We start from the raw sequence: 25,794 nt of genomic DNA on the forward strand, positions 1-25,794 counted from the left end.
GTCCCGCCCCACCTCGAAACGTTTCTTCTCCTCCACCCCCACACCCCTGGCCCACGCCCTCGTGTGCCCGGGAGGAGCCGCACGCACCACCCCGTAACCCTCGGAGGAAGCAATGCCCAACCGTACGGCCGTCGCGGCCCTCGTCACCTGCGCGGCGCTCCTTGCCGCCACCGGCTGCTCGTCGAGTTTCGGCAGCGACAAGAAGACCGCGCAGGACACCAGCTCCAAGCAGCACCTCACGGTGCTGATCGCCTCCTCCGGTAACGCGGAGACCAAGGCCGTCAAGGATGCGGCAGCCGCCTGGGCCAAGCAGTCCGGCAACACGGTGACCGTGGACCTGGCCAAGGACATCAACCAGCAGCTTGGTCAGTCCTTCGCCGGGAACAAGCCGCCGGACGCCTTCTACGTCGACTCCAGCCAGTTCGCCAACTACGCCAAGGGCGGCTCCCTCTACCCCTACGGCGACCAGATCAAGGACACCGACGACTTCTCCGCCCAGCTGCGCACCTCCTTCACCTACGACGGGAAGCTGGTGTGCCTGCCCAAGGACACCTCCACCCTCGCCCTGGCGATCAACACCGACCTGTGGAAGAAGGCCGGGCTGACCGCCAAGGACTACCCGACCACCTGGGCCCAGCTGAGGACCGTCGCGGCCAAGCTGACCAAGGGCAAGGTCACCGGGCTGGTCACCAACGGCGAGTACGCGAGAGTCGGCGTCTTCATGAAGGAGGCCGGCGGCTGGATCACCAACAGCGACCAGACGAAGATGACCGCCGACAGCACACAGAACACCAAGGCACTCGACTACGTGCAGACGCTGCTGAAGTCCGGCTCCATGAAGTACGCCAGCCAGGTCGACACCGGCTGGGGTGGCGAAGCCTTCGGCAAGGGCAAGGCCGCCATGACCATCGAGGGCAACTGGCTCACCGGCGCCATGAAGGCGGACTTCCCGGACGTGAAGTACACGGTCGTCCCGCTGCCCGCCGGTCCGGCCGGCAAGGGCACCCTCGCCTTCAGCCAGTGCTGGGGTGTCGCCCAGGACAGCACGCACCGGACTGCGGCCGTGGACCTGGTGAAGTATCTGACCTCCGCGACCCAGCAGCTGAAGAACGCCGACGCCTTCGGTGTGATGCCGTCCCGTACCAGCGCGCTTGCCGAGTATGCGAAGAAGTACCCGGCGGTCAAGGCGTGGGCGGACGGCACGGCCTACGCACAGGGCCCCGTGACGGTCGCCGGCTTCGACAAGGTGCTGACCCAGTTCAACACCGACCTCGCCGCGCTGGGCACCGGTGATGCGAAGAAGATCCTCTCCGACCTGCAGCGCAATGGCGAGCAGGCCCTGACGAAGGGCGACTGAGCCGCCATGCCCTCCAGTACGTCACAGACTCCTCGCCCGAACCCGCGTTCCCGCGCGGGCGGGGGTCCCCGTACGGCCGACTCGCCGGGCGTCCCTGACGCGCCCGGCGGGCCCGGCTCGGCCGCGGCGTCCCGCATCAAGCCCGCCCCGCGTGTGGGACGCCGCGGCGAAGGTCCCTGGGGCTGGCTGTTCGTCAGTCCCATGGTGATCGTCCTCGGCCTGTTCTTCGTCCTGCCGATCCTGATGGCGCTGTGGGTGAGCCTGCTGCACTGGGACGGCCAGTCCAACCCCTTCAGCGGCCAGGCGAAGTTCGTGGGCCTGGACAACTACCGGGCCCTGTTCGCCGAGGACGGCCTGGACCGCACACTGTTCGCGACCTCACTGCGCAACAACGCCTACTACGTGCTGCTGACCGTGCCGATCCAGACGATCCTCGCCCTGGTGCTGGCACTGATCGTCAACCAGCGGATACTGCGCGCCCGTAGCGCTGTGCGCACCGCGTTCTTCTTCCCCTCGGTCACCAGCTCGATCGCGGTCTCCACGATCTTCCTCTTCCTGTTCCAGGGCAGCGGCGCCGTCAACACGGCGCTGTCCTGGATCGGGGTGAAGGGCCCCAGCTGGTTCAACGATCCCCGTGGCGTGCTCTCCCTGCTGCTCGGTGCACTGGGCATCGTCGACTCGGACCACCCTTCGGGCTTCCTCGCCGACCACCACGTGATGGGCCTGTCCTGGTTCGACTGGCTGTCCGGGCCGTCCGTCGCCATGTGCGTGATCATCATGCTCGCGGTGTGGACGACCTCCGGCACCTTCATGCTGATCTTCCTCGCCGCCCTCCAGGGCATCCCGCGCGAGCTGGAGGAGGCCGCCGCCATCGAAGGCGTCAGCCGCCTCCAGATGCTGCGCCACGTGATCCTGCCCGCGCTGCGGCCCGTGATCTTCCTCGTGGTCACCCTCGGCCTCATCGCCACCTGGCAGGTCTTCGACCAGGTCTACGTCATGAGCGGCGGCGCCCCCGGCAACACCACCCTGACCCCGGCCTACCTGTCCTACTCGAACGCCTTCGACGACGCCAACTTCGGCCAGGGCGCGGCCATCGCCTTCGTCCTGCTGATCATCATCCTCGCCCTCACCGCCGCACAGCGCTTCCTGTTGCGCGAACGCACCCCCCGAACCCGGAGGAACCGATGAACGCCAAGGCCGCCGCCCGGGCACAGGGGCGCCCGGTACTGGAACGGTTCCCCCTGCCGCTGCGCATCCTCGGCTACACGACCGTCATCGCGCTCGGCCTGCTGTACCTGTTCCCGTTCATCCTGCAATTGGTCACCGGCTTCAAAACTGACCCGGATGCGGCCGCGCACCCCCTCGGGCTGATCCCCACCACCCCCACGACCGCCGCCTACCAGCAGCTGTTCGGCCTGAGCCAGTCCGGCGACGCGGTGCCCTTCTTCCGCTGGCTGGGGAACTCCGTCTTCCTGGCTGTCACCGTCACGGCCGGACGCGTGCTGTTCGACTCGATGGCCGGCTATGCGCTCGCCCGCCTGAACTTCCCCGGCCGCAGGCTCCTGTTCGCCTTCGTCATCACCATCCTGGCGGTGCCGCCCGTGGCCCTGCTGATCCCGAAGTTCCTGGTGCTCAACATCTTCGGGCTGTTCGACACCTACGCCGCCATGATCCTGCCGCTGCTGGTGGACGCCGTGGGCATCTTCATCATGAAGCAGTTCTTCGAGTCCATCCCCCGCGAGGTCGAGGAGGCCGCGAAGATGGACGGCGCCGGCGTCTTCCGCACCTTCTGGTCGATCGTCCTGCCCATGGCCCGCCCCGCCCTGATCACCCTGACCATCCTGTCCTTCCAGGGCTCCTGGAACGAGTTCACCAACCTCCTCGTCGCCACCCAGTCCAGCCAGTACGAAACCCTCACCACCGGCCTCGCCCGCTTCGTCTCCGGCAGCCTGGGCCAAGGCACCCAGTACCCCCTGAAACTGGCAGCTGCCCTGATGGCCACCATCCCCGTCGCCGCACTGTTCTTCTGCTTCCAGCGCTACTTCGTCCAAGGCGCCAACGCGGGCGCCGTCAAGGAATAGCCCCACCGCGACGGCGCCCTCCACCCGGGCACCGTCCCGCGCGGACCGCCCCCGGCCCCTGGCGACTACGGGTCCGCACGGCACCCGGCGCCCGCCTCGGCCACACCATCGACGCGTGGGAGGGAAACACCCCTTTCAATCCGCCAGGGCCTGTCCGGTGTAACTCCCCGCTGACCGGACGGGTCCTGGCCCACATGGACAATGGACAGCCCCGAACCCTGTCCAGGACTTCCGCTCGAACACCCACTCCTCCTCCGAGAAGTCGCGCCGGTCGCTCAGCGTGGCGAGCATCGGGCGCGCCGCCCGTTCCGCCCCCGGACGGGCCGCCCCGAGCAGCCGCCGCTGCCCCTCGGGCAGGGTGTCCACGAGACCGGCCATCGCCGTTTCACGATCCGGCCGCGTCCGAGGCGACCTGGGCGAGGGTGCGCCCGGACATGGCCGATCGCGCCCGGCGCGGGTCGGGAGCGCCGTGCGTACGGGCCCGGCCACCGGCCCGCTTCACCAGCAGCCAGGCCTCCTCCCCGTCACCGCCCTGACCGCCGCGGAACCGGGTCAGTGCGTACTCGCCGCGCAGTTTCGCCCCGCTCAGCCGGAACGTGGCGTGCCCGCGCTCCAAAGACTCCGCGAAGTCGACGGGCCGCCCCTCGCGGTCGTGGCTCAGCGGCTCGTACGTGCCGTGGTCCCAGACGATCACCGTGCCGCCGCCGTACTCGCCGCGGGGGATCACGCCCTCGAACTCCTCGTACTCCAGCGGATGGTCCTCCGTGGGCACGGCCAGCCGCTTGTCCTTCGGGTCCGCCGAGGGGCCCTTGGGGATCGACCAGGACTTCAGGACGTCGTCCACCTGCAACCGGAAGTCGAAGTGCATCGTGCTCGCGTCATGGATCTGCACCACGAACCGCGGCCGGTCCCCGGCGGACTCCCCGCTGCCCCGGGGCTCCGCGGTCCGGCCGAAGTCGCGCTTGCCGCGGTAGTCCCGCAGCCGGTCCCGCTCAGCCACCTGCGGCTCCTTCCTGCCTCGCGGGCAGAACTCCTCGCGGGCCCCGGGTACCCGTCAGAACTCCTCGTGCACCTCGGGGTCCCCGCCGACGCGCCGCTGCGCCCGGTCCGCGACGGCGGTCATCTCGTCCTCGCTCAGCTCGAAGCCGAACACGTCGAGGTTCTCGCGCTGCCGCTCGGGGTTCGCCGACTTCGGGATGGGCACCGCGCCGACCTGCGTGTGCCAGCGCAGCACGACCTGCCCGGGCGTCACCCCGTGCGCCTCGGCGATCCGCGCCACGGCGGGGTCCTGAAGCAGGGACGTGCCCCGGCCAAGCGGGCTCCAGCTCTCGGTGAGGACGCCCTTGCCCGCGTGGAAGGCGTGCAGCTCCTCCTGCGGCAGGAACGGGTGCAGCTCGATCTGGTTGACGGAGGGCAGCACCCCGGTCTCCTTCTCCAGCCGCTCGATGTGCCCGGCCGTGAAGTTCGAGACGCCGATGGAGCGTACGAGTCCCTCCTCGCGCAGCCTGATCATGGCCTTCCAGGAGTCGACGTACCGGTCCACGCGCGGCAGCGGCCAGTGGATCAGGTACAGGTCGACGTACTCCAGACCCAGACGCGTCCGGGACTCCTCGAAGGAGGCCAGCGTCTCCTCGTAGCCGTGGTGGCGGCCCGGGAGCTTCGTCGTCACGACGATCTCCTCGCGCGGCACCACGCCGGAGGCCACGGCCCGGCCGACCCCCGTCTCGTTGCGGTAGTTCGTCGCCGTGTCGATCAGGCGGTAGCCCGCTTCCAGGGCCGAGAGCACCGCCTGCTGCGCCTCGTCGTCGCCGAGCGGCCAGGTGCCCAGCCCCAGGGCGGGGAGCGTCGTACCGTCGTTGAGCGTGTGCGTCGGGATGCTGATCACCGTCGGACCTTCCCGTTGACGTGTGTCGTCTGTCTGTGTCTTCTGCCTGTGTCGTCCCTCCAGCGTCACGGATAGGGTGAGCAATGATCAACCGGACGGGTGGGGGATGAGGACGGCGGACGGCATGGGCAGCGCCGAGGAGAAGCCGGCGGCACGACCGGGGCGTCCCACCTCGAGGGACGTCGCCCGGCTGGCCGGTGTGTCGCACACCGCGGTGTCCTTCGTGTTCAACGGCCGTGCCGAGGGCAACCTCTCGCCCGCCACGCAGGAGCGCATCCGGCAGGCCGCGGTCCAGCTCGGCTACCGGCCCGACCCCGTCGCGCGCGGTCTGCGCCGCAGCCGTACGGCCGTGATCGGCCTGGTCACCGACGAGATCGCCTCCTCGCCGTTCGCCGGGCGGCTGCTGCGCGGCGCCATGGACACCGCCTGGGCCGGCGAGCACCTGGTCCTCACCGTCGACTCCGGCGGCGACCCGGCCAAGGAGGACGCGGCGGTCGCCGAGCTCCTCGACCGGCGCGTCGACGGCATCATCTACGCGGCCATGTCCCTGCGCCGCGTCCGCGTCCCCGAGGGCCTGCACCGCACCCACTCCGTGCTGGCCAACTGCCTGCCCGAGGACGGTTCGCTGCCCGCCGTCATCCCCGCCGAGCGCGCCGGCGGCCGTACGGCGGCCCGGCTGCTGCTGGAGCAGGGGCACCGGCGGGTCGCACTCGTCGGCGGGCACGACGACATCGCCTCGGCGGAGCGGCTGCGCGGTTTCCGCGACGCGCTGCGCGCCGAGGGCATCACCGTGCCCAGAGACTGGGTCGTACGGACCGGAGGCGAGATCTCCGGCGGCTACGAGGGCGCCGTCCGCCTCCTCGACGGAGCCCCGGCCGACCTCCGCCCCACCGGGATCTTCACCTACAACGACCGGGTCGCGGCGGGCGTCCTGCACGCCGCGACCCGGCTCGGGATCTCCGTACCCGGCGACCTGTCGCTGGTGGGCTACGACGACCAGGAGCACATGGCCGCGTACCTCACGCCGCCCCTCACCACCGTCGCGCTGCCCCACCGGGAGATGGGCGAGGCCGCCGCCCGGCTCCTGCTGGACTCCATCGTCACCGGCCGGACCCCGCCCGCCACCGTGCGGCGCCTGGCCTGCCCGGTGATCAGCCGTGCGTCGGTGGGACCAGCTCCCATCCGGTGACGGTCGCACCGGGCGTCACGCTCAACTCCCGTATGTCGTCCGGCCGGTGGTAGACCCGCTCGGTGACCGTGGCCCGGTCCCCGACGAACAGCTCGTACAGCGAGCCGTCGACGAGAACGCGCACCGTGAGCTCCTCGTCGGGCGGCACATGGACGACGACAGGCGCCCCGGCCTCCGCACGGGGCCAGTCGCCACGGTCCAGGGTCACGGTGCCCTCGCCCGGGTCCAGCCGGACCGTCAGCTCGGCGCCCGAGGCCGAGCGCAGCAGACTCACGGTGGTGTCCCCGCGGGCGCTCACCGTCAGGTCGTAGGCCGCCGGCAGCGCGGCCCGGGCCGGGGCGGTGACGAACGGTTCGGCGGCGCGCAGCCGGTGCAGCTCCGGGGCGGGGGTCACCCGCAGTGCCCCGTCCGGATGGACGTCGACGACCCGGGGCGCGGTCAGGACGCCGGCCCAGCCGGTCTCGCCCTGCTCGCGGGCCTCCCACGACCAGCCCCACATCAGGGCCCGGTCCGGTTCCTGGAGCACGGCGGGCGCGTAGAAGTCGCGGCCGTGGTCGAGCAGGCCGCCCGCCCGGGCCGAGAAGCGCAGATCGTTGTTCAGCCGTCCCGTCAGGTAGCCGGTGGTCCACGGGTCGCCGTCCCACAGGGACACGACCAGCACCCACTCGCCGCCCCGTGTCGCGTACAGCTGCGGGCACTCCCAGCCGGTCGCCCGGTCGCCGAACACCGCGGCGGCTGCCGGGTCCCGGCCATCCAGGAGCACACCCGCGAAGCGCCAGTCGGTCAGGTCGTCGCAGTCGTACAGCAGGACCGACGGCGTACCGTCGGCATGCCCCGCGCCGACCAGTGCCCACCGCCGTCCGTCGTGCCGGAAGACGAACGGGTCGCGGTACATCACCACGTCCAGCCCCTCGGGCGGGCCCGTCACCACCGGCGTGGGCAGGGGAGTCCAGTCGGTCAGCGCGGGGTCGTCCGGATCCGCCGCCCGGGCCAGGCAGATCGTGCCGAGCCCGCTGTGGTCACGGTCGACCCCGGTGTAGACGGCTGTCGGCACGCCCCCGTCGTCGACCACGCACCCGGACCAGCAGCCCGCCTCGTCCGGGCCGCCCGGGGTCGGGGTGAGGGCGATCGGGTGGTGCTCCCAGTGGGCGAGGTCGGGGCTGGAGGCGTGGCCCCAGTGGACGTTGGCGTGCACCGGGGCGTCGGGGTTGTGCTGGTAGAAGAGGTGGTAGCGGCCGCGCCAGCGGAACGGGCCGTTGGGGTCGTTCATCCAGTTGGCGGGCGGGCGGACCCTGAAGCGCGGGGCGTGCGGGTCCTGCGGGGGAGCGGCGAGGCTCAACGGTTGACTCCTGCGGACGTGATGCCCTCACGCAGAGGGCGCTGGCCGACGACGAACACGGCGACGGCGGGAATCATGGACAGGACGACACCGGCGAGCACCACGGAGACGGAGCCGGTGCCTAGGTTGCCCTGGAGGGAGACCAGACCCAGCGGCAACGTGTAGTTCTGGCCGGACGTTTCGAGGATCAGCGGCCGGAAGAACTCGTTCCAGTGGTAGTTGAAGGCCAGGACGCCGACGATCGCGAGGCCGGGCGCGGCCAGCGGGGCGTACACCGACCGGAACGTCCGCCAGGGGCCGGCACCGTCCAGCATCGCCGCCTCGCCCAGATCCTTGGGCATGCCCAGGAAGTACTGCCGCATCAGGAACGTGCCGAATGCGGTCGGGAAGGCCGGGATGATCAGCCCGAGCAGGGTGTCGGTCAGGCTCATCGACTTCAGCACCAGGAACACCGGCACGATCGTGACCTGCAAGGGCACCATCATCGTCGCCAGGACCAGGGCGAACAGCGGCTTCTTGAAGCGGAACTCCAGGCGGGCGAAGGCGTATCCGGCCAGCCCCGCCGTGATCATCTGGCCGACCGCGATCAGTCCGGTGACCAGCGTGGAGTTGAGGGCGAGCAGCCACACGTCGATCTGGCCGAACACCCCCCGGTACGCCTCGGTCGACGGGTCGGACGGGATGAGCTGCGGCGGCAGGTCGAACGCCTCGGCGGGCGTGCGCAGCGAGGTGGACACCGTCCACACCACCGGGCCGAGCGTGAGCAGGGCGCACACCGTCAGCCCGGCGATCCGCGCCCACGGCGCCAGCCCGTGGCGCGCACGGCTGAAGGACAGGGTTGCTTGGCTCAAGGGACTCACCCGGCTCACTGGTAGTGGACGAAACGCCGGCTGAGCCGGAACTGGAGGGCCGTGACCGCCATGATCAGCACGAACAGCAGCACACCCACCGCGGACGCCTCACCGAAGCGGAGCTGCTCGAACGCGGTCTCGTAGATGACCATCACGACCGTGCGGGTCGAGTCGCCGGGACCGCCGTTGGTCAGGACGTACGGCTGCTCGAAGACCTGGAGCGCGTTGATGATGCCGACCACCGAGGCGACCAGCAGCGTCGGCGACAGCAGCGGCAGTGTGACGGAGAGGTGCTTGCGCAGGCCGGTCGCGCCGTCCAGGGCGGCGGCCTCGTGGATCTCCTTCGGGATGTTGTTCAGACCGCCGACGAACAGCAGGAACGAGAAGCCGAACTGCTGCCAGACGTAGACCAGCACCACGGTCGCCATCGCCGCGTTCTCCGAGGTCAGCCACGGCACCGGCGCGATCCCGACGAAGCCGAGCAGCCAGTTGATCACCCCGAAGTCCTGGTTGAACAGGTACTTCATCACCACCGAGATCGACGCGGCGGACAGCACCAGCGGGAAGAAGAACGCCGAGCGGAACACCGACCGCAGCCACACGGGCATCCGCCCGGTCAGCGCCAGGGCGAGCGCCAGCGCGACGAGGAGTTGCAGTGCCACCGCGAGCACCATGAAGACGAGGGTGTTGCGGAAGGACACCAGCACGGTCTCGTCACCGAACACCGCGCCGTAGTTGGAGCCGCCGGCGAAACGCGGCGAGTCGATCACGTTCCAGTGGAAGAGGCTCAGCACCACCGAGCCGACGATGGGGACGACCGTGAAGACGACGATGCCGACGATCGTCGGGGCCAGGAACAGCGTGGCCAGCAGTCGGGTGCCGCGGTCGCGGGCCGAGGGACGCGGTGCGTCCTTGGCGGGCGGGGCCTCGGGCCGTCCGGCTCGGGCGGGCGGTATCCGGGTGTCCGTCATGCGTCACGCTCCATGGCCTTCTCCAGGTCGCCCTGCAACCGGCGCAGCGCGGGACGCACCGAGCGCGAGGAGGCCAGGGCCGTGCCGGTGTGCTTGAGCAGCAGTTGTTCGACCTCGGCGACCTGCGGCGGCGCCGGGATCGGTCCCGTGTCGGGGAACCGGTCGAGGGTGTCGTAGAAGACCTGCCAGTGCGCCGGGCCGGTCTCCTCGTAGCGGCCGGCGGTCAGCATCGAGCGGCGGGCCGGGGTGGTCTGGTTCGTCGTGAACAACTGGCTCAGGGTGTCCTTGCGGGCGGCGTACTTGATGAACTCCCAGGCCTCTTCCTGCCTCTTGGAGGTGCGCAGCAGCGCGTAGCCCGCCGCGCCGTACTGCATGCGCTGGGTGCGCCAGCGCGGGAAGTACTGCACGTCGAACCCGTCCCGCTTCATCCCCGCCAGGTGCAGGCCGCCCGCCCAGAAGCCGCCCGCCGGAGTGACACCGACCCGGCCGGTGGAGAACACGCCGATGAGGTTCTGGCCGTTGCCGCCCTCGGGGCGGGTGCACAGGCCGTCCCGCACGAGCGAGGCGAGATAGTCGTAGACCTCCTCCACCCGGTCGTGCGTGGCCTGCGGCGTCGTCCACCGGAAGCCGCCCCCGCGGCCCCTGCGTTGGCCGGCCGGGTAGAAGGAGTCCCACAGCCACTCGCCGCCGGGCGCCTTGGACTCCGCGAGCAGATTGGTGTCGTTCGCGAACAGCCAGGGCACCACACCGCCCCACAGCCGGTTGGTCCAGAAGTAGGGAGTGAAGCGCGAGCCGCTCGCCTGCTTCATGTCCCGCAGCAGCGTCGTGAAGTCGTCGCGGGTCCAGTCGGCCGGCGGGTACTGCGCCCCGGCCCGCCGCAGCACCTGGTGGTTGAGGTACATGTCGGCCGCGTTGAACTCCACCGGCAGCTGGTAGAGGCTGCCCTCGTACATCATCGACTCGACCAGCGACGGATGGACGTCGGCGAAGTACTCCTTCAGCTCGGCCGCGTCCCGCTTCACCCACTTGTCCAGGGCCACGCCGAGCCGCTGCGCGAACAACTGCACGCCCTCGGTGGCCACATACACCAGGTCCGGTGCGGTGCCCGCGGCCACCTGCGTGAGGATCTTCGCGAAGAAGTCCGACCAGTCCACGGCCTGCACCGCGTTGATCTGGAGCTTGATGTCGGGGTGCAGCTCGCGGAAGCCCTCGCGGAGCGTGCGGATGGCCTCCGGCCCGTAGGCGGGGCCGAGTGTGGCGACGACGAGGGAACCGTCGTCACGTCCGGGGATGTCGGCTCCGGTGAGCCGCTCCCAGCTCGCGGCGGTGCCTCCCAGGGCGGCGGCACCCGCGCCGTAGGCGCCGTACCGCAACAGCCTGCGGCGGGTGAGGTGCGAGTCGGTCATCGTGGGGCCTAACTCGTGTTAGTTGAGGACTGATGCCCCAGATGATGTGAGCGTCGCCCAGACGTGTCAAGACCGCGAGACCGCTTGACCTTTAACGAGTTAGGTCTCAAAGTCCTGAGGCACATGAGCCACCGTTTCCGACGAGAGGAACGAGGTGTGATGGGCGCGATCACGAGGAGGGCCCTGTTCGCCGGGTCGGCCGCGGGCACGGCCGGCGCGTTGCTGCCCGCCGCGGCGGGCACGGCCGGGGCCAGGCCACGCAACGGCTGCGCGAGCTACCGCGCGGCCTACCACTTCACCGTCCCCGAGCAGTGGAAGAACGACCCGCAGCGCCCGGTCTGGATCGACGGCGCGTATCACTACTACTACCTGCACAACGCCGACTACCTGTCCGGCGCGATCGGCACCGCCTGGCGGCTGGCCACCAGCACCGACCTGGTCTCCTTCACCGACCGGGGGATCGCCGTGCCCAAGGACACCACCCCCAACGGCGATGTCTGGTCGGGCTCAGCGGTGGTCGACACGGAGAACACGGCGGGCTTCGGGGCGGGGGCGGTCGTCGTCCTGGCCACGATGTCGCCGCACGACGGTCCGAGCGACCAGGCGCAGTACCTGTACTACTCCACCGACGGCGGCCGGACGTTCACCCCGCACGGCACCGACCCGGTGCTGCCCAACCCGGGGGTGCGCGACTTCCGCGACCCGAAGGTGATCCGCGACGAGGAACGCGGCCGGTGGGTGATGACCCTCGCCGAGAACGACAAAGTCGGCTTCTACCACTCCGCCGACCTCAAGTCCTGGACGTACGTGGGCGGCTTCGTCAAGAGCGGCATCGGCGTGCTGGAGTGCCCGGACCTGTTCCGGATCCGCGCCGCGGACGGCACGCCCAAGTGGGTGCTCGGGGTGAGCGCCAACGGCAAGGGAGCCGGGCTGCCCAACACGTACGCGTACTGGACGGGCTCCTTCGACGGCAGCGCTTTCACGGCCGACGCCGAAGAGCCGCAGTGGCTCGACCACGGCTGGGACTGGTACGGGGCCGTCACCTTCGACAAGCGGACGGCGGACGGCGCCGTCGACGAGCGGACGCGCTACGCGATCGGCTGGCTGAACAACTGGGACTACGCCCACATCACGCCCACCATCGACAGCGACGGCTTCAACGGCACCGACTCGATCGTCCGCGAGATCACGCTGAAGCGCGCGGCCGACGGCACGTACCACCTGGCGTCCCGGCCGGTCGCCGCGCTCGACCGGTACGTCTCCCGCACGGTGCGGCTCGGCGACCTGGCGGTCGAGGGCACCCGCGTCCTCGACTACCGGGGCACCGCCTACGAACTGACCTGCGAGGTCACCTGGGACCAGCTCACGGGCGCGGGCGTGCAGCTGCGGCGCTCCCCGGACGGTGTCCGGCACATCGACGCCGGCGTCCACCGCGACTACGCCTACCTCAACCGCCGCCCCTCCGTGTCACCCGACCTGTCGGGCAGATGGCAGGAGAGCCGGAGCCCCTTCGACCCGGCCCGGCGGACGGTGAGTCTCCGCATCCTGGTCGACCGCACCTCCGTGGAGCTGTTCCTCGACGACGGCCGGTACGCGCACGCGTCGGCGGTCTTCCCGTACCTGGTCGACACCGGGCTCGCGCTGTTCACGGTTGACGGCAGGGCGGTGTTCCGGAACACCGTGATCCGGGAGTTCGAGGTGTGAGGGGCGGGGGCGCTGGTGCGGTGTCGCCCTGGGCGGGGATCGCTGTCACGATCTTCCGGTAGGCACGACCACGCCCACGACCAGCGGAGTGCGCATGACGACGGACAGCCCGATGACGGACGAGGCGGTGCGGGACGCCGGGGTGGAGGTGAGGCCGGTCGCGGGGCACATCGGCGCCGAGATCGGCGGGGTCGACCTGGCCGCGGACCTCGACGACGCCGTGGTCGCCGCGATCAGGGCGACGGTACTGCGGTGGAAGGTGGTGTTCTTCCGGGGGCAGCGGCTGGACCACGCCGGGCATGTGGCGTTCGCGCGCCGGTTCGGGGAACCGGTCGTGCTGCCGCGGCGCGGCAAGGTCTCACCCCCGGACTTCCCCGAGGTCGAGACGACCGCCGACCGGCTGGAGCTCGGCGGGCGGTTCGGCATGGAGCACGACGAGTGGCTGCGGCGCCGCCGCCACACCCTGCTGCGCGGCTGGCACTGCGACCACGGCGCCCGCGTCGACCCGCCCGCCGCGACGATCCTGCGTGCCGAGACGGTGCCGCCCTACGGCGGCGACACCACCTGGTCGAACCTCGCGGCGGCCTACGCCGGACTCTCCGCGCCGCTGCGGGAGTTCGTCGACGGCCTGCGGGCCGAGCACCGGCTCGGTGTGGGCTACCAGCCCCGGCCCGGCGACGACGCGTACGTCCGCCACCTGCTGGACCGCCAGGTCGCCTCCCTGCACCCCCTGGTGCGCGTCCACCCGGAGACGGGCGAGCGGATCCTCTACGTCAACGGCTACTACGTCGAGCAGATCGCCGGCCTCTCCCGGCCCGAGAGCGGCGCGATCCTGGACATGCTGCTGGAGCAGGCGGTCCGGCCCGAGTACACGGTCCGGTTCCGCTGGGAGCCGGGCAGCGTGGCGTTCTGGGACAACCGCGCCACGATGCATCTGGCTCCCGGCGACACCGCACACCTCGACCACCCGCGGATCATGCACCGGGTGATGCTCGCCGGGGACGTGCCCGTCGGGGTGGACGGCAGGGCGTCGGAGCCGATCACCGGGACTGCGCCCGGGCGCTGGTGACCTGCGCCGGTTCGGCGGGCCGGACTGGGAAGGGGTGCCGTCGGGGTGGCTCGGGACCGGTGGGGACGCAGATCAACGGTGTGCACCTGTGCCACCCGCCGGCGGACCGCGTTGTTCTCGGGGGACCGGGTCAGCGCAGCGGGATCGTCACCTCGTCCTCGACCGGCGGGTCGAGTTCCTGGGCCCGGTTGCCGGTGGCCGCGAAGCAGCGCAGGCGGATCGCCTCCGGGGAGACGTCCAGACGCAGGAAGCACTTGAAGAACGGTGGGCTGTAGGTCGCCGAACTCGGCGAGAACAGCGACGTGTAGATCTTGCGCACGGGCAGCCGGAACCGCTTGGCCCGGTCGGGCCGGCGGCCGGTACCGAGCAGCCCGGCGACCAGCCGGACGCGCCGGGTGACGCGGGTGGCCGCGCCCGGGACACGGGTCGGCGGGATGCCCAGGCGCTCGGCGATCACGGCCGTCGCCTCCGCCTCGGTGAGTGTGAAGAAGCGGGGCATGCGCAGCCTGCGGCCGTAGAGGCGGCTGTAGAAGGCGAGGGAGTCGCCCCGCAGCGGATAGCAGCGGAAGTCCCGCTCGGTCACGTTCGCGACGTTCACGCGGGGGATGGTGTGGGTGGCGTGCATGAAGGCACCGCCGCCGCCCGCGACCACGTACTGGAGGGTGCGTCCGTCGTCCAGCCGGACCGGGTACCGCTGGTAGTTGTGGATGTCGCCGCCGATCGCCGCCACGTAGTGGTGGGCCGGGTCGCGGACGATGTCGTCGACGGTGCCGCCCCCTTCGATGGCGCACGGCTCGTGTCTGCCGTCCACGTACAGGGGAGACCCGGTGACAAGGATCTTCGGGCGGGATCCCCGGGAGACCTCGCGCAGCCAGGCGCCCTGCTCGGCGTCGAGGGTGCCCAGCAGGCCCGTGTCGATGCCTATGATCCGTACCGGTCCCGCGTCGATCGCCCAGTACGGGCCCGGCTGGACGGCCTGCTGGGCGGGTGCCGAGCGCAACGTGCGGGCCTCGGCGAGGTGCCGGCCGTCGTCGGGGCGCGGCCGGTGCCAGAGCAGGGACCGCAGCCAGGCGCGGGTCAGGGGACGCGGCCGGGGTTCGGGTGGCAACGGTGGGGCGTCGTCGCAGAAGACGCGCATGAAGCCGCCGAGGTCCTCGTACCAGTCGTGGTTGCCGGGTATCGCGTAGATCGGCGCCCGGTAGTCCCGGTACGGGCGGAAGAACTTGGTGCCGTAGTCGTCCGCACTGCCCACCGGGTAGATGACGTCACTGGCCAGCACGGCGAAGCTGGTGTCCTGACCCGTCCTCAGAAAGCCCGGCACGACGGCGTACTGGGGATCGTCGCCCTCGCCGGTGTCGCCGATGACCAGGAAGGAGAACCGGTCCGGGTCGTCGCGCCGGATCACCTTGTCGGCCGGGGCGCCGGAGGCCGCGCGCTGCGCCACCCACCGGCCGCGGGTGCGGCCGGTCGGGTCCCCGAACCAGGAGGCCAGCACGCCGTTGCGGGCGGCCCACAGCATCTTGGGGTCCAGCCAGGAGATCTTCTCGGCCTTCGGAGGCATCAACTGCTGGTACGCGCCGCGTTCGTCGGTACCCCAGCCGGCGCCCTCGGCGGTATCACGTGAGGAGTCGGACACCGCTGCACCGTAACAATGATCTACGAGCCGTCCGCGGGCGGCTCGTTCACCGGCCGCGGGTGGGCGAGTCCGTGTCGTGCCACGAAGTGCGCGGCGCCGGAACGGCGTTGGCGGTCCGGCCCCTGGCGGAGGCGTCCGGTCGCGGGGCGGGCTGGCGTTTTCCGGCCCGCTCGCCGTGGACCAGCAGCGGATCGAACATGACCACGACCCCGGCCAGCAGCAGGAAGACGACCGGCCCCAGCAGCATCGGCAGCAGCAGGGACAGGGGCGAATCACCCTCCCACGTCCCGCCGGTCGCGTCGTGCACATGGACGCTGACGGCGGCCATGCCCGTGTAGTGCATCCCGGACACGGCCACGCCCATCACCAGGCTCGCCCCGACGCTCGTCAGGAAGCCGCGGATCGTGACGGCCGACCACAGCGCGGCGGTCGCGGCGGCGATGGCGATCAGCACGGACAGGGCGACGCCGACCGGGTCGTAGCCGATGTCGCCGTGCAGCCGCATCGCGGCCATGCCCAGGTAGTGCATGGCCGCCACCCCCAGTCCGGTGACGACACCCGCGACCGCCAGGGTGACACGGCCCGTGCCGCGGTAGCCGACGATGAACACGCCGATGCCCACGACGGCGACGGCCACGACGAGACTGAGCACCGTCGTGGCCGCGTCATAACGGACCCGGGTCTCCTCCACGTGGAAGCCGATCATGGCGATGAAGTGCATCGTCCAGATGCCGCACCCGATGGAGGCGGCGCCTAACGCCAGCCAGCCGGGCTTCCACGACCGCGCGCCGGGCAGCGAGCGCACGATGCACCGCAGCCCCAGCGCCCCTCCCAGACAGGCCATCAGATACGCCGCCACCGGGGTCACCGCACCGTAGCGGAACCCGTCGACCGTGCCGTCCATGAGCCAACTCCCCCCGAGTCATGGCTGGTTTCCAGCAAGGTCTACGCGCAGGGATCGAGGGAAAGCAAGCCCTTACCGTCGGTAGGACGGCAACTTCTGTTCAGCAGGAGTCGATTGAGGTCAGAATGCGCGCTTCAGCAGGTCGAGCAGCGCCGACCAGTGCCGCTCGTCGGCCTCCTTGTCGTACGACGCCGTGTCGGCCTGCGTGAAGCCGTGGGACGCGCACGTGTACACCTCGCACCGGTGGCGGACGCCCGCCGCGGTCAGGGCCTCCTCCAGACGCTCGATCTGCTCCCGGGGCAGCGAGGGGTCCTGGTCGGCGTGGCCGAAGTACAGCTCGGCGGTGACGTTGCCGGCCACCAGGTGCGGGCTGTCCGGCGTGTCCGTCGCCAGCCGCCCGCCGTGGAAGCCCGCCGCGGCCGCGACCCGCTCCGGGTAGGTCCCGGCCGTGAGCAGCGACAGGCGCGCCCCCATGCAGTAGCCGGTCAGAGCCACCGGACCGTCGGCCACCGCGGGCGACTCGGCCAGCAGGCGCAGATAGGCACCGGCGTCCCGCATCGCCAGTTCGGGCGTCAGGGCCCGCATGACCGGCATGATGCGCTCGAATATCTCCGGCCGCGCCCCCGGGTCGATGAACTCGGGCAGATCGAACAGCGGGGCGCGGCCGTGCCGGTAGAACACGTTGGGCACCAGCACCGTGTAGCCCTCGCCGGCCAGCCGGTCCGCCATCGACCGCAGTCGGGGACGCAGTCCGAAGGCGTCCATGTAGAGCAGGACCGCCGGATGGGCGGCCCCGTCGGCGGGGTGGGTCAGATACGCGTCGGCGGTGCCGTCCTCGGTGGGGATGTCGACAGCGGTTCCCTGTACGGCGGTCATGGCTGTGCTGCCTCTCTGCGGGGGTCTCGGCCAGGAACCCGTCCGCGTGACCGGGCGGATCACGGGCATCGTGACACGCCGCTTCCCGGGGCATTTCGCCCACCCCCCCCGCAGGCGGTACGACCGTGAACGCCCCTTGGCGCGCCCTTTACTCGAACCGTGTCGTGTCGCCCGCGCCGTGCCGCACGATCTCGGCCTCGCCGCCGGAGAAGTCGATCACCGTCGTCGGCTCGGTGCCGCAGTCACCGGAGTCGACCACCCCGTCCAGCACATGGTCGAGCAGGTCCTTGATCTCCCAGCCCTGCGTCATCGGCTCCTCCTCGCCGGGCAGCAGCAGAGTGCTGGACAGCAGGGGCTCACCGAGCTCGGCGAGCAGGGCCTGGGTGACGACGTGGTCGGGGATCCGCACGCCGACCGTCTTCTTCTTGGGGTGCTGGAGCATGCGCGGCACCTCCTTCGTCGCGGGCAGGATGAACGTGTAGCTGCCGGGCGTCGACGCCTTGATCGCGCGGAACACGTCGTTGTCGATCCGCACGAACTGGCCGAGCTGCGCGAAGTCCTGGCATACCAGGGTGAAGTGGTGCCGGTCGTCCAGCTTGCGGATCGTCCGGATCCGCTCGATGCCGTCACGGCTGCCCAGGCGGCAGCCCAGTGCGTAACAGGAGTCCGTGGGGTACGCGACAAGAGCGTCCGCACGGATGCTGTCGGCGATCTGGCCGATGGTGCGGGGCTGGGGGTTGTCGGGGTGCACGTCGTAGTACTTCGCCATCCGTCGAGCTTATGCCGCCCGTGGGGTACGGCGGCGCAGGGCGGGGTGCCGGCCTGCGGGCGGGCGTCGGGGCGCGTCCGCCCGTGGTGAGAGCGCGGGACGTGTGAGGTAACGTCCCCGACCGGTGCGCCGGAGGCGGCGCGAGGAGCGAGGGGAAGGCCGAGGTGGCTGGCCGAGAGGACGGGAACCGGCAGCGGGAGACGCAGGCCGGGCAAGGTCAGACGTGGGCGGAGGAACTGCTCGAGCACCTGCGCCCGGCGGGGCGGGACGTGCGCAGGGTCGTGGGCTGGCTCTCAGGTGCCGTGCGCGGGTCCGTGGCCCTTCAGGACGCCGCCGGCAACCTCATGGCCGGAACCCGGATCCCGCTGGACGAGGACCTCGTCACGGACATCACGGCCGGCCGGATCGCCTCCGCCGCCTGGCAGAGCCGGGAACGTCATCTGCGCCTGGTCAGGGTGGAGCACCCGTCCCACACCTGCGTCCTGGCCGTCTCCCGCGAGACTTCCTTCGACCGCCGGGCCGCCGACGTCGTCACGCACACCGCCCAGGTGATCGAGCTCCTGCTGACCGCGCGCGAGTCGACGGCGGCCGGGCACCGGCTCCGGCGGGCCACCTCCGACCTGCGCCTGGCGATCCTGCAACTGCTGATGGTCGAGGACACCATCGCCGCCCGCCGCGTCGCCGCCGGACTCTGGCCCGGACTGCTCGACGCCGACTCGGCGTGCGTGTACGTCGTCGAGTCCGACCCCGCCGTACGCGACCGGATCGCCGAGGAGTGCCTGGACAGCACCGGGGAAGACGCCCTGGTCGTGCGCTGCCCGGCCATGGACGGCCACGTGATCGTCGTCAGCCCCCGCGACACCACCGGCGAGGCCCTGCGGTCACTGATCGGCCGACACCCGGACATCTTCCTCGGCGGCAGCGTCCGGCAGAGCCTCGCCCGGACCGCCACCGCCTACGGACAGGCGGTCAGCGCCCTCGCCGTAGCCCACTTCCGGCCCAACAAGACCGCGGTCTACGCCGAGCGCACCCACCCCGAACGCCTCATGGACCCGCAGGCGCTGCGCGGCTGGACGGCCCGGGTGCTGCGCCCGCTCGACACCCTGCCGCACCACACCCGCGCCGAACTCCTCGCCACCACCCGCCTCGGCCTTGAGTTCACCGCCGTCAACGCGGCCAAGGTCCTCGGCGTCAGCCGCAACACCGTGCGCGCCCGCATGGAACGCGTGGAGGCACTGCTCGGCACCGACTTCGCCGACCTCACCGTCCGGGCCGTCGTCCACCTGGCGCTCAACACCCAGATCGGCCTGACCGACGCCCAGTTCACCGACGGCACCGCGAACTCCACGCTCCGGCTCTCCGATCTGCTGTCCGGGCCCGCCGTACGGACCTGGGCCCAGAACCTGCTGGGCCGGCTGGACGCGGACGCCAGGAACCCGCGGCGGACGCTGCGCACCTGGATCGCCGTCGGCGGCAACGCCGAACGGGCCGCGCAGGCCCTGGGCATGCATGCGCAGACCGTGCGCGAGCACGTCCGCAGCGCCGAACCCGTCCTGGAACGCCAGTTGCTCGCCGCGGGCACCGACCTGTACGAGGTCGTACTGGCGCACCTGGCCGTCGGCGACCTCGACCTGCCGGTTCTCCACCGCCACGACTGACCGGTTTGCCTCGGAGGCAATCGATCGGCCAGATCGGAGCGGGACGAAACCGGGCCATCCGGACTCAGCTGTGCACGGGTGAGCCCTGTTGAGCACGCAACGGGCATCGACGCGATTCACAAGGCCTCCGCCCTGCACGTAGTTTCAACGAGCCGCGGGGGCTCGACCGGAACGGGGGACCGGTCGCGCTCCCGCGAGCTGCCCGTGAGGCGGCGTCCCTGCGGTGGCCTCAGCCCCGCAGCCGCACCGGGATCTCCTGCCAGCCGAAGGCGATGAAGGACGGCACCTGCCGCAGGCCGTCGTCACCGGTGGCCAGGCTCAGGCGGGGGAACCGGTCGAACAGCGCCGGGAGCGCGGTCAGCGCCTCCAGACGGGCCAGGGGCGCCCCGATGCAGCGGTGGACCCCGATCCCGAACGCCAGATGGTCCTCGGCGGCGCGGGTGGCGTCGAAGACGTCGGCGTCCGGCCCGTAGTGCTCGGGGTCGAGCCCCGCGGCGGCGTACGTCGTGATGATGGCGTCACCGGCCGGGATCGTGACGCCGCCGACGGTGAGGTCCGTGACGGCGAACCGGAGCGGCAGCGACGCGATCGACGGGTGCGCGCGCAGCGTCTCGTCGACGACGGCGTCCCAGCCGATCTCCCCGGACCGTACGGCGGCGAGCTGCTCGGGGCGGCGGAGCAGGGCGACGGCCGCGTTGCCGATCAGGTTGACGGTGGTCTCGAAGCCGGCCCCGATGACCAGCAGCAGCGTGTACAGCAGCTCCTCGTCGCTGAGCCGGTCGCCGTCCTCGTCCCGGACCCGGATCAGCTCGGTGGTCATGTCGTCACCGGGATGCGCGGCTTTGTACGCGATCAGCGCGGGCAGCACCGTGCCGATCTGCCGCTGCACGGACGCCGCGTGCTCCGGGCTCGGGTCGGAGGTGTCCATGATGGCCGCGACGAGCCGGCCGGTGTCCTCCCACAACTCGTCCGGGACGCCGAACAGTTCGCAGATGATCCGCATCGGCAGCGGATGGGCGAACCCCTCCTTGAGGTCCACGACCTCGCCGTCGGCGGCGTCGAGCGCGTCCAGCAGCTCCGCCGTGATCGCCTCCACCCGGGGCCGCATCGCCTCGGTGCGCCGGTGCGTGAAGCTGGGCGCCACCAGCTTGCGCAGCCGCGTGTGGTCCGCGCCGTAGGCGGAGAGCATGTTGACCACGCCCACCCAGCCCAGGATCCAGCCCCAGGACGGATGCCCGCCGATCTCGGGCCACAGCCGCCAGTGCAGCCGCGGGTCCTTGCTGACCCGCGGGTCGAGGATGAGTTCCTTCAGCGTGCCGTAGCGCGTGGGCGCCCAGGCGGGGATGCCGCCGGGCAGTTCCACGGGCACGATCGGGCCGAGGGCGCGCAACCGGGCGCTCTCGGCGGCGATGTCGGCGCCTAACGGGTCGAGTGCGATGCGGTCGGTGACGGTCACGGTCGTCCTCCAGGCTGGTCGGGGGAGCGGGCAGTGAAACGGACGGGCAGCGCCGTCAGCGAGCGGTGGAACGGGCCGGGCCGCCAGGTGAGGCGCTCGCGGGGCAGGACGGGTTCGAGGTCGGGCAGCCACTGGGTGAGCCGTTCGATCGCCTCGGTGGCGATGAGCAGGGTGGGCTGCTTGACCGGGCAGGCGTGCGGGCCCGCCGACCAGGACAGGTGGGAGGCGTCGCCCGGGCGCCGGTCCGCACCGCGCTCCTGCTCGGTGGCCTGCGCCAGCGCCCCGTACGAGATCACCACCGGCACCGCGGCCCTGATCCACACGCCGTGGAAGGTGACGGGCGTGCGGGCGTAGTGGATGCCGTAGTTGGCGAGCGGCGTCTCGTGGTGCAGCACCTCCAGCACCGCGTCCGTCACCGGCCGGGCGCCGCTGGTGAGCGTCGAGTAGTAGGCCGGGTTGCCGAGGATCCTGGACAGCGCGTTGGACACCAGGTTGGCCGTCGGCTCGTGTCCCGCGCCGAGCGTGAGGAACACCTGCCAGGTGACCTCCTCGGGGGTCAGCCCCGCCGGATGGTCCAGCAGCCAGCTCGGCAGGTCGTCGCCGCGCCGGTCGGTCTTGGCCGCGATCAGCTCCAGCACGTATCCGGCGTACTCCGCCTCGCCCTGAGCCGCCTGCGCGCCGCCCTCGATCAGCTTGCCCAGCGCGGCGTCGAGCCGGTCGCTCGCGCTGTCCGGCAACCCGAACAGGCTGTTGAACACCAGCGCCATCAGCGGCCGGGTGAACTCTCCGACCAGGTCGGCCTCGCCCCGCGGTCCGATCCGGCTCACCAGCAGATGCACCGCCCGGTGCACCCGGGCCCGCAGGTCGTGCGGCTCCACCAGGTCGAAGGCGTCGATCAGCGTGGTGCGGTAGCGGATGTGGGCGGCACCGTCGGCGAACAGGGTGTTGGGCCGCCAGCGCATCATCCCGAGGACGGGGGAGTCGTCGGGGACGGTCGCCTGCCACGGCCGGGGATCGTGCGAGAACGTCTGCGTGTCGTGCAGCAGATCCAGCGCCGCCCGCCGGTCCGTGACGACGTACGCCGGCACACCGGGCGCGAGTTCCGCCCAGCCGACCGGGCCCTGGGCGCGCAGGGCGGCGTAGTACGGACGGGGGTCGCGGGCGAAGCCGTCCTCCCAGAGGCGGACGGCCGCCGCGAGGGAGAAGGTCTGCTCGGCAGGGGACGGGTGGGTCACCGGTGCTCCGCGGGTCGGTCGATCAGGTGCTGGACGAGGGCGAGCAGGGCGTCGATCGAGGAGTCCGCCTCGCGCGCGTCGCAGGTCACCATCGGGGTCGTCGGTTCCAGGTCCAGGGCGGCGCGCAACTGCTCGGGCGTGTGGTGCCGGGGCGCGTCCGGAAAGGTGTTGAAGGCGACCGCGTACGGCAGCCCGCTCTCCTCCACCAGCCCGAGCACGTCGAACGAGGCGTCGATCCGGCGGGCGTCGACCAGCACGAGCGCGCCGAGCGCCCCGTGGGCGATGTCGTGCCACAGCGACCGGAACCGCTCCTGGCCGGGCGTGCCGAACAGATACAGCACGATCCCGCCCGGCAGGCTGATCCGCCCGAAGTCGATGGCGACCGTGGTGGTCGACTTGTCACGGACCCCGGCGAGATCGTCGACCTGCGCGGACGCCTCGGTGAGCCGCTCCTCGGTGTGCAGCGGGCGGATCTCCGAGACGGAGCCGATCAGGGTGGTCTTGCCCACCCCGAAAGGCCCCGTGACCAGGATCTTCACCAGGTCGCGGGCGGTGTCCGGGAGATGGATGCCGACGCCGCCGGCGGTGGTGTCAACGGTGCTTGAGGTCGCGGAGGCCATCGGCCACTCTCTTCAGCAGGTCGGGGTCGAAGCGCCGGGCGGGCGGGATCGGCGGGCGGGCCAGCACCAGGTCGCGGTCGATGAGGTCGGCGGCCAGCACCAGCACCGCGGAGACGGGCAGCCGCAGCAGGGCCGCGGCCTCCACCACCGTCAGCGTCCCGTGCTCCAGCTCCTCCAGCAGGGCCGCCTGCGCGGCGGGCAGATCGGCGGGAGCCGGCTCGCCGCTTCCGGTGAGGACCGACAACCGCTCCAGATGGGCACGGCTGGGCCGGGCCACCCCGCCGGTCGACAGATACGCGGGAACCAGGGGACGGCCGCCTCGGCGGCCGGTCATGCCGGCGTGTCGCCGTCGGCACCTCGGGGCCCGGCGGCCATCGCCTTCTCACCGAGCCGCGCGACCTGGGAGTGCACCCGGTGCGCGAGCAGGTCCAGGCGGACCTCGGGATCCCCGTACGCGGCCACACACGTGCCGTGGTCCGTCGGCACGATGAGCACATAGCCGTGGTCCGACTCGATGACCACCTGCCGGATGTCGGCCCGGTCGGTGTCCGCGAACGCCGCCGCCGCGGTACGGCACGCGCCCTGCACGGTGCTGGTGATGGCGGCGACCCGCTCGGCCGACGGCTGCGACAGCGCGTCGGTGTAGCCCTTCACGAGCCCGTCCCGGGTGAGCAGGACGGCCGCCACGACGTGGGGCACCTCCAGGACCGGTTCGAGCACCCAGGCCGTGTCCCCCGTTGCGCGGCTGGTCATCGAGCCGTTCCCCCTTCGTGGTCGTTCCGGTCTCGGCCGGTGTCGTCGGTCGCCCCGTCGGCCGTGGTCGCGGCCGGGGCATCATCAGGTACGGCTGGAACGGCGCCGGTGTTCGGCCGGGCGGCGAAACGTGCGGCAGCCGTGCCGGACTGGAGGGCTCCGAGGGCGGCGGCGGACTCCTCGGGGCGCCGGGGCCGGCGCTGCGGTGCGGGTGCGGAGGCAGGGGCGTCCGGCGGGGGCGTGGCGCGGCTGCGGCGACGGCGCTGGGGGAGGCCGCCGCTGTCACGGGGGCCGTGGTGGCCGGGGGCCTGGGGGGAGGCCTGGTCGTCCTGGTCCGTGCCGTAGCCGTGATCGTCGGACGGGGCGGGATGGGTGGCGGTGGTGGTGGACGGCTGCTCGGGCCTCCGGGACGCGGTGTCCGTGGCCGGCTCGGGTTCACGGGCCGGGCCGGCAGGGGTGGCAGGGGTGGCAGGAGTGGCTTGGGCGGAGGCGTCCGGCTCGGCACCGTGCGACGAGGAGGCCCTGAGGGACGGGGCGCCGCCGGCGGACGGGGCACCACTGGGGGACGGGACACCACTGGAGGACGACGCGTCGCCGCCCGCCGTCTCCCGCTCCGCCCTGCGCGTCGAACGCGGCGCGCTGGCCGCCGGGGGCAGTTCGGCGGGGTCGATGCGGGTCAGCAGGTGACTGTCGACCCGCAGCACCGCCCGCACACCGCCGTACGGGGAGGGTGAGGACAGGTCCACGCTCAGATCGAACTGCCGGGTCAGCTGGCCGATGGCGGCGAGTCCCATGCGCGGCGGGTCGCCGAGCTCGGTGAGCAGGATCGGTTCGGAGCCGGCCACCAGCCACTGGGCACGGGCCCGTTCGTCCTGCGTCATGCCCAGCCCGACGTCGTCCACGGTGACGCAGACACCGTGGTGGACGTCCTCCAGGTTGACCACGACCTCGGTGTCGGGCGCCGAGTGGCGCAGCGCGTTGTCGAGGAGTTCGGCGACGATGATGGCGACCGGCTCGACGGCGTGGGACACCAGGGCGGTGCCCGCCGCCAGGTGGTTGTGGACCCGGACGCGCCGGTAGCCCGCGAGCCGGGCCTGACCGCCCGTCACCGCGTCCACGAGGTGGGACTCCTCCCGGGCGAGTCCCACCCAGGCCCCGCACACCACCGCGGCGATCTGCGCGCGCCGCAGCGACTGCTCGTTCTCGTGGTCCAGCTCGAACAGGGTCTGTGCCAACTCGGGGTCGTCGTAGCGCTGTTGCAGACCGCGCAGGGCGTCCTGCAACCGGTACAGCGCCGCCTGGATCTCCCGCGTGGCCCCGCGCATCCCGGCCTGCGCGGCGGCGTCGATCCGGGTGCGCTGCGCGGCGAGTTCGGCGTGCAGCCCCTTCAGCACCTGCTCCAGCGCGACGCCCAGGGGCGAACCGGCGAGCTGTGGGTTGAGCGGGCCGGGCACGGTGACGTGCGGATGGGCCGCCTGCCGCGCCGCGGCGGGCACCCGCCGCGCCGCCAGGTGTTCGACCTCGGCCGTGAACGTCCGCGAGGTGCCGTCGAGTTGAGCCCGCAGTGCGGCCGTCTTGGCGCGCTGCGCGGCCAGTTGCCGTCGTGAGCGCAGCCACCCGCCGCCGAGGGCGAACGCGGACAGTGTGCCGACGGCGAGACCGCCGACGACCAGGTCCGGTATTTCGATCATCGAGTCGAGTCCAGGGGGAGTCGGGCATGGCGGAGTCCGAGGTGGTCTGACGAGCCACCCGCAGCACAGTACACACCGTCATCGACCGATCTCGCACGGTGGATCGGCACTTCCTTCGGAAAGTGACCGGCGTCTGTTCGCATCTGTGGCAACTGTCGGGATTGCCTTACGGGGGAGGGGAGTTGGTGGTGCGTACGAATCTGGCCGCCCGGTCGGCAGCCCCTTCCGGGAGGGCGTGATCGAGCGGTCACTGAAAGTGATGCGGTCGGGCTGTGTGTCCGTCCTGAGGACGGGTACCCGTCCGGCGCCTGAAGAGAGGTCCGCTCCCGTGAGAAGGAGGTCCG

The 25,794-nt window shown here is 71.6% G+C and carries 24 protein-coding genes; 7 read left to right on the forward strand and 17 right to left on the reverse strand.

Annotated elements, in window-relative coordinates:
• The first annotated feature begins 112 nt into the window (after positions 1-112).
• Genes QC385_RS22120 through QC385_RS22130 form a run of 3 tightly spaced genes read left to right on the forward strand, consistent with a single transcriptional unit; the run spans position 113 to position 3,438 of the window.
• Entirely contained in the window at positions 113-1,357 is a 1,245-nt protein-coding gene (locus QC385_RS22120; RefSeq protein WP_279543049.1) for a sugar ABC transporter substrate-binding protein, read from the forward strand.
• A gap of 6 nt (positions 1,358-1,363) precedes the next feature.
• Positions 1,364-2,545, forward strand: coding sequence for a carbohydrate ABC transporter permease (locus QC385_RS22125; protein ID WP_279543051.1), 1,182 nt, complete (start codon positions 1,364-1,366; stop codon positions 2,543-2,545).
• Entirely contained in the window at positions 2,542-3,438 is an 897-nt protein-coding gene (locus QC385_RS22130) for a carbohydrate ABC transporter permease (protein WP_279543052.1), read from the forward strand. Before QC385_RS22125 ends, QC385_RS22130 begins: the two co-directional genes overlap by 4 nt.
• A gap of 135 nt (positions 3,439-3,573) precedes the next feature.
• Here the strand turns inward: QC385_RS22130 and QC385_RS22135 are convergent, their stop codons facing one another.
• Genes QC385_RS22135 through QC385_RS22145 form a run of 3 tightly spaced genes read right to left on the reverse strand, consistent with a single transcriptional unit; the run spans position 3,574 to position 5,323 of the window.
• Positions 3,574-3,816 (reverse strand): hypothetical protein, encoded by a 243-nt coding sequence (locus QC385_RS22135; RefSeq protein WP_279543053.1) that lies wholly within the window; start codon positions 3,814-3,816, stop codon positions 3,574-3,576.
• 7 nt (positions 3,817-3,823) lie between these two features.
• Positions 3,824-4,438, reverse strand: coding sequence for a DNA polymerase ligase N-terminal domain-containing protein (locus tag QC385_RS22140; RefSeq protein WP_279543054.1), 615 nt, complete (start codon positions 4,436-4,438; stop codon positions 3,824-3,826).
• Positions 4,439-4,492: 54 nt separating this feature from the next.
• Entirely contained in the window at positions 4,493-5,323 is an 831-nt protein-coding gene (locus QC385_RS22145) for an aldo/keto reductase (RefSeq protein ID WP_279543055.1), read from the reverse strand.
• A 124-nt stretch (positions 5,324-5,447) separates the two neighbouring features.
• On the opposite strand from QC385_RS22145, the gene QC385_RS22150 reads away from it, so the two are divergent.
• Positions 5,448-6,512, forward strand: coding sequence for a LacI family DNA-binding transcriptional regulator (locus QC385_RS22150; RefSeq protein WP_279543143.1), 1,065 nt, complete (start codon positions 5,448-5,450; stop codon positions 6,510-6,512).
• On the opposite strand, the gene QC385_RS22155 is transcribed toward QC385_RS22150, so the two are convergent.
• The 4 genes from QC385_RS22155 to QC385_RS22170 are packed head-to-tail and all read right to left on the reverse strand — an operon-like array spanning position 6,475 to position 11,079.
• Complete coding sequence (locus QC385_RS22155; protein WP_279543056.1) at positions 6,475-7,851, reverse strand: glycoside hydrolase family 32 protein; 1,377 nt, start codon at positions 7,849-7,851, stop codon at positions 6,475-6,477. The two genes, QC385_RS22150 and QC385_RS22155, sit on opposite strands and share 38 nt — an antisense overlap.
• Positions 7,848-8,702 carry a carbohydrate ABC transporter permease gene (locus QC385_RS22160; protein ID WP_150484839.1) on the reverse strand — a complete coding sequence of 285 codons (855 nt, stop codon included), beginning with the start codon at positions 8,700-8,702 and terminating at the stop codon, positions 7,848-7,850. Before QC385_RS22160 ends, QC385_RS22155 begins: the two co-directional genes overlap by 4 nt.
• Positions 8,703-8,716: 14 nt before the next feature.
• Positions 8,717-9,673 (reverse strand): carbohydrate ABC transporter permease, encoded by a 957-nt coding sequence (locus QC385_RS22165; RefSeq protein WP_279543057.1) that lies wholly within the window; start codon positions 9,671-9,673, stop codon positions 8,717-8,719.
• A complete protein-coding gene (locus QC385_RS22170) occupies positions 9,670-11,079 on the reverse strand; it encodes an extracellular solute-binding protein (RefSeq protein WP_279543058.1) in 1,410 nt (469 codons plus the stop codon). The genes QC385_RS22165 and QC385_RS22170 overlap by 4 nt, the downstream gene beginning before the upstream one ends.
• A gap of 159 nt (positions 11,080-11,238) precedes the next feature.
• On the opposite strand from QC385_RS22170, the gene QC385_RS22175 reads away from it, so the two are divergent.
• Together QC385_RS22175 and QC385_RS22180 are read left to right on the forward strand one after the other, a co-directional pair.
• On the forward strand, positions 11,239-12,783 hold the full coding sequence (locus QC385_RS22175; RefSeq protein ID WP_279543059.1) for a glycoside hydrolase family 32 protein: 1,545 nt from the start codon (positions 11,239-11,241) through the stop codon (positions 12,781-12,783).
• Positions 12,784-12,877: 94 nt separating this feature from the next.
• Complete coding sequence (locus QC385_RS22180) at positions 12,878-13,852, forward strand: TauD/TfdA dioxygenase family protein (RefSeq protein WP_279543060.1); 975 nt, start codon at positions 12,878-12,880, stop codon at positions 13,850-13,852.
• Positions 13,853-13,982: 130 nt separating this feature from the next.
• Here QC385_RS22180 and QC385_RS22185 read toward each other — a convergent pair whose 3' ends face one another.
• The 4 genes from QC385_RS22185 to QC385_RS22200 all read right to left on the reverse strand — a co-directional run bounded on the left by QC385_RS22185 (position 13,983) and on the right by QC385_RS22200 (position 18,037).
• Positions 13,983-15,488, reverse strand: coding sequence for a metallophosphoesterase family protein (locus tag QC385_RS22185; RefSeq protein WP_279543061.1), 1,506 nt, complete (start codon positions 15,486-15,488; stop codon positions 13,983-13,985).
• Positions 15,489-15,534: 46 nt separating this feature from the next.
• Positions 15,535-16,392 (reverse strand): MHYT domain-containing protein, encoded by an 858-nt coding sequence (locus QC385_RS22190; protein ID WP_279543062.1) that lies wholly within the window; start codon positions 16,390-16,392, stop codon positions 15,535-15,537.
• Positions 16,393-16,512: 120 nt separating this feature from the next.
• Positions 16,513-17,268, reverse strand: a complete 756-nt coding sequence (locus tag QC385_RS22195; RefSeq protein WP_279543063.1) for a dienelactone hydrolase family protein — start codon at positions 17,266-17,268, stop codon at positions 16,513-16,515.
• Positions 17,269-17,416: 148 nt separating this feature from the next.
• Positions 17,417-18,037: an L-threonylcarbamoyladenylate synthase gene (locus tag QC385_RS22200; protein WP_059416624.1), complete on the reverse strand. Its 621-nt coding sequence runs from the start codon at positions 18,035-18,037 to the stop codon at positions 17,417-17,419.
• Positions 18,038-18,201: 164 nt separating this feature from the next.
• On the opposite strand from QC385_RS22200, the gene QC385_RS22205 reads away from it, so the two are divergent.
• Entirely contained in the window at positions 18,202-19,695 is a 1,494-nt protein-coding gene (locus QC385_RS22205) for a helix-turn-helix domain-containing protein (RefSeq protein WP_279543064.1), read from the forward strand.
• Positions 19,696-19,924: 229 nt separating this feature from the next.
• Here the strand turns inward: QC385_RS22205 and QC385_RS22210 are convergent, their stop codons facing one another.
• From QC385_RS22210 to QC385_RS22235, 6 genes are read right to left on the reverse strand one after another with little or no spacing between them, the layout of a single operon-like run.
• Positions 19,925-21,151 carry a cytochrome P450 family protein gene (locus QC385_RS22210; protein ID WP_279543065.1) on the reverse strand — a complete coding sequence of 409 codons (1,227 nt, stop codon included), beginning with the start codon at positions 21,149-21,151 and terminating at the stop codon, positions 19,925-19,927.
• Entirely contained in the window at positions 21,148-22,386 is a 1,239-nt protein-coding gene (locus QC385_RS22215) for a cytochrome P450 (RefSeq protein WP_279543066.1), read from the reverse strand. Before QC385_RS22215 ends, QC385_RS22210 begins: the two co-directional genes overlap by 4 nt.
• On the reverse strand, positions 22,383-23,006 hold the full coding sequence (locus QC385_RS22220) for a GTP-binding protein (RefSeq protein ID WP_279543067.1): 624 nt from the start codon (positions 23,004-23,006) through the stop codon (positions 22,383-22,385). The genes QC385_RS22215 and QC385_RS22220 overlap by 4 nt, the downstream gene beginning before the upstream one ends.
• Entirely contained in the window at positions 22,978-23,340 is a 363-nt protein-coding gene (locus QC385_RS22225; RefSeq protein ID WP_279543068.1) for a DUF742 domain-containing protein, read from the reverse strand. The genes QC385_RS22220 and QC385_RS22225 overlap by 29 nt, the downstream gene beginning before the upstream one ends.
• Positions 23,337-23,759: a roadblock/LC7 domain-containing protein gene (locus tag QC385_RS22230; protein ID WP_086855613.1), complete on the reverse strand. Its 423-nt coding sequence runs from the start codon at positions 23,757-23,759 to the stop codon at positions 23,337-23,339. Before QC385_RS22230 ends, QC385_RS22225 begins: the two co-directional genes overlap by 4 nt.
• Entirely contained in the window at positions 23,756-25,450 is a 1,695-nt protein-coding gene (locus QC385_RS22235; RefSeq protein WP_279543069.1) for an ATP-binding protein, read from the reverse strand. The genes QC385_RS22230 and QC385_RS22235 overlap by 4 nt, the downstream gene beginning before the upstream one ends.
• Between the last annotated feature and the right edge of the window lie 344 nt (positions 25,451-25,794).

Origin of the sequence: Streptomyces sp. DH10, from assembly GCF_029813805.1 — a bacterium.
Classification (GTDB): Bacteria; Actinomycetota; Actinomycetes; order Streptomycetales; family Streptomycetaceae; genus Streptomyces; species Streptomyces coeruleofuscus.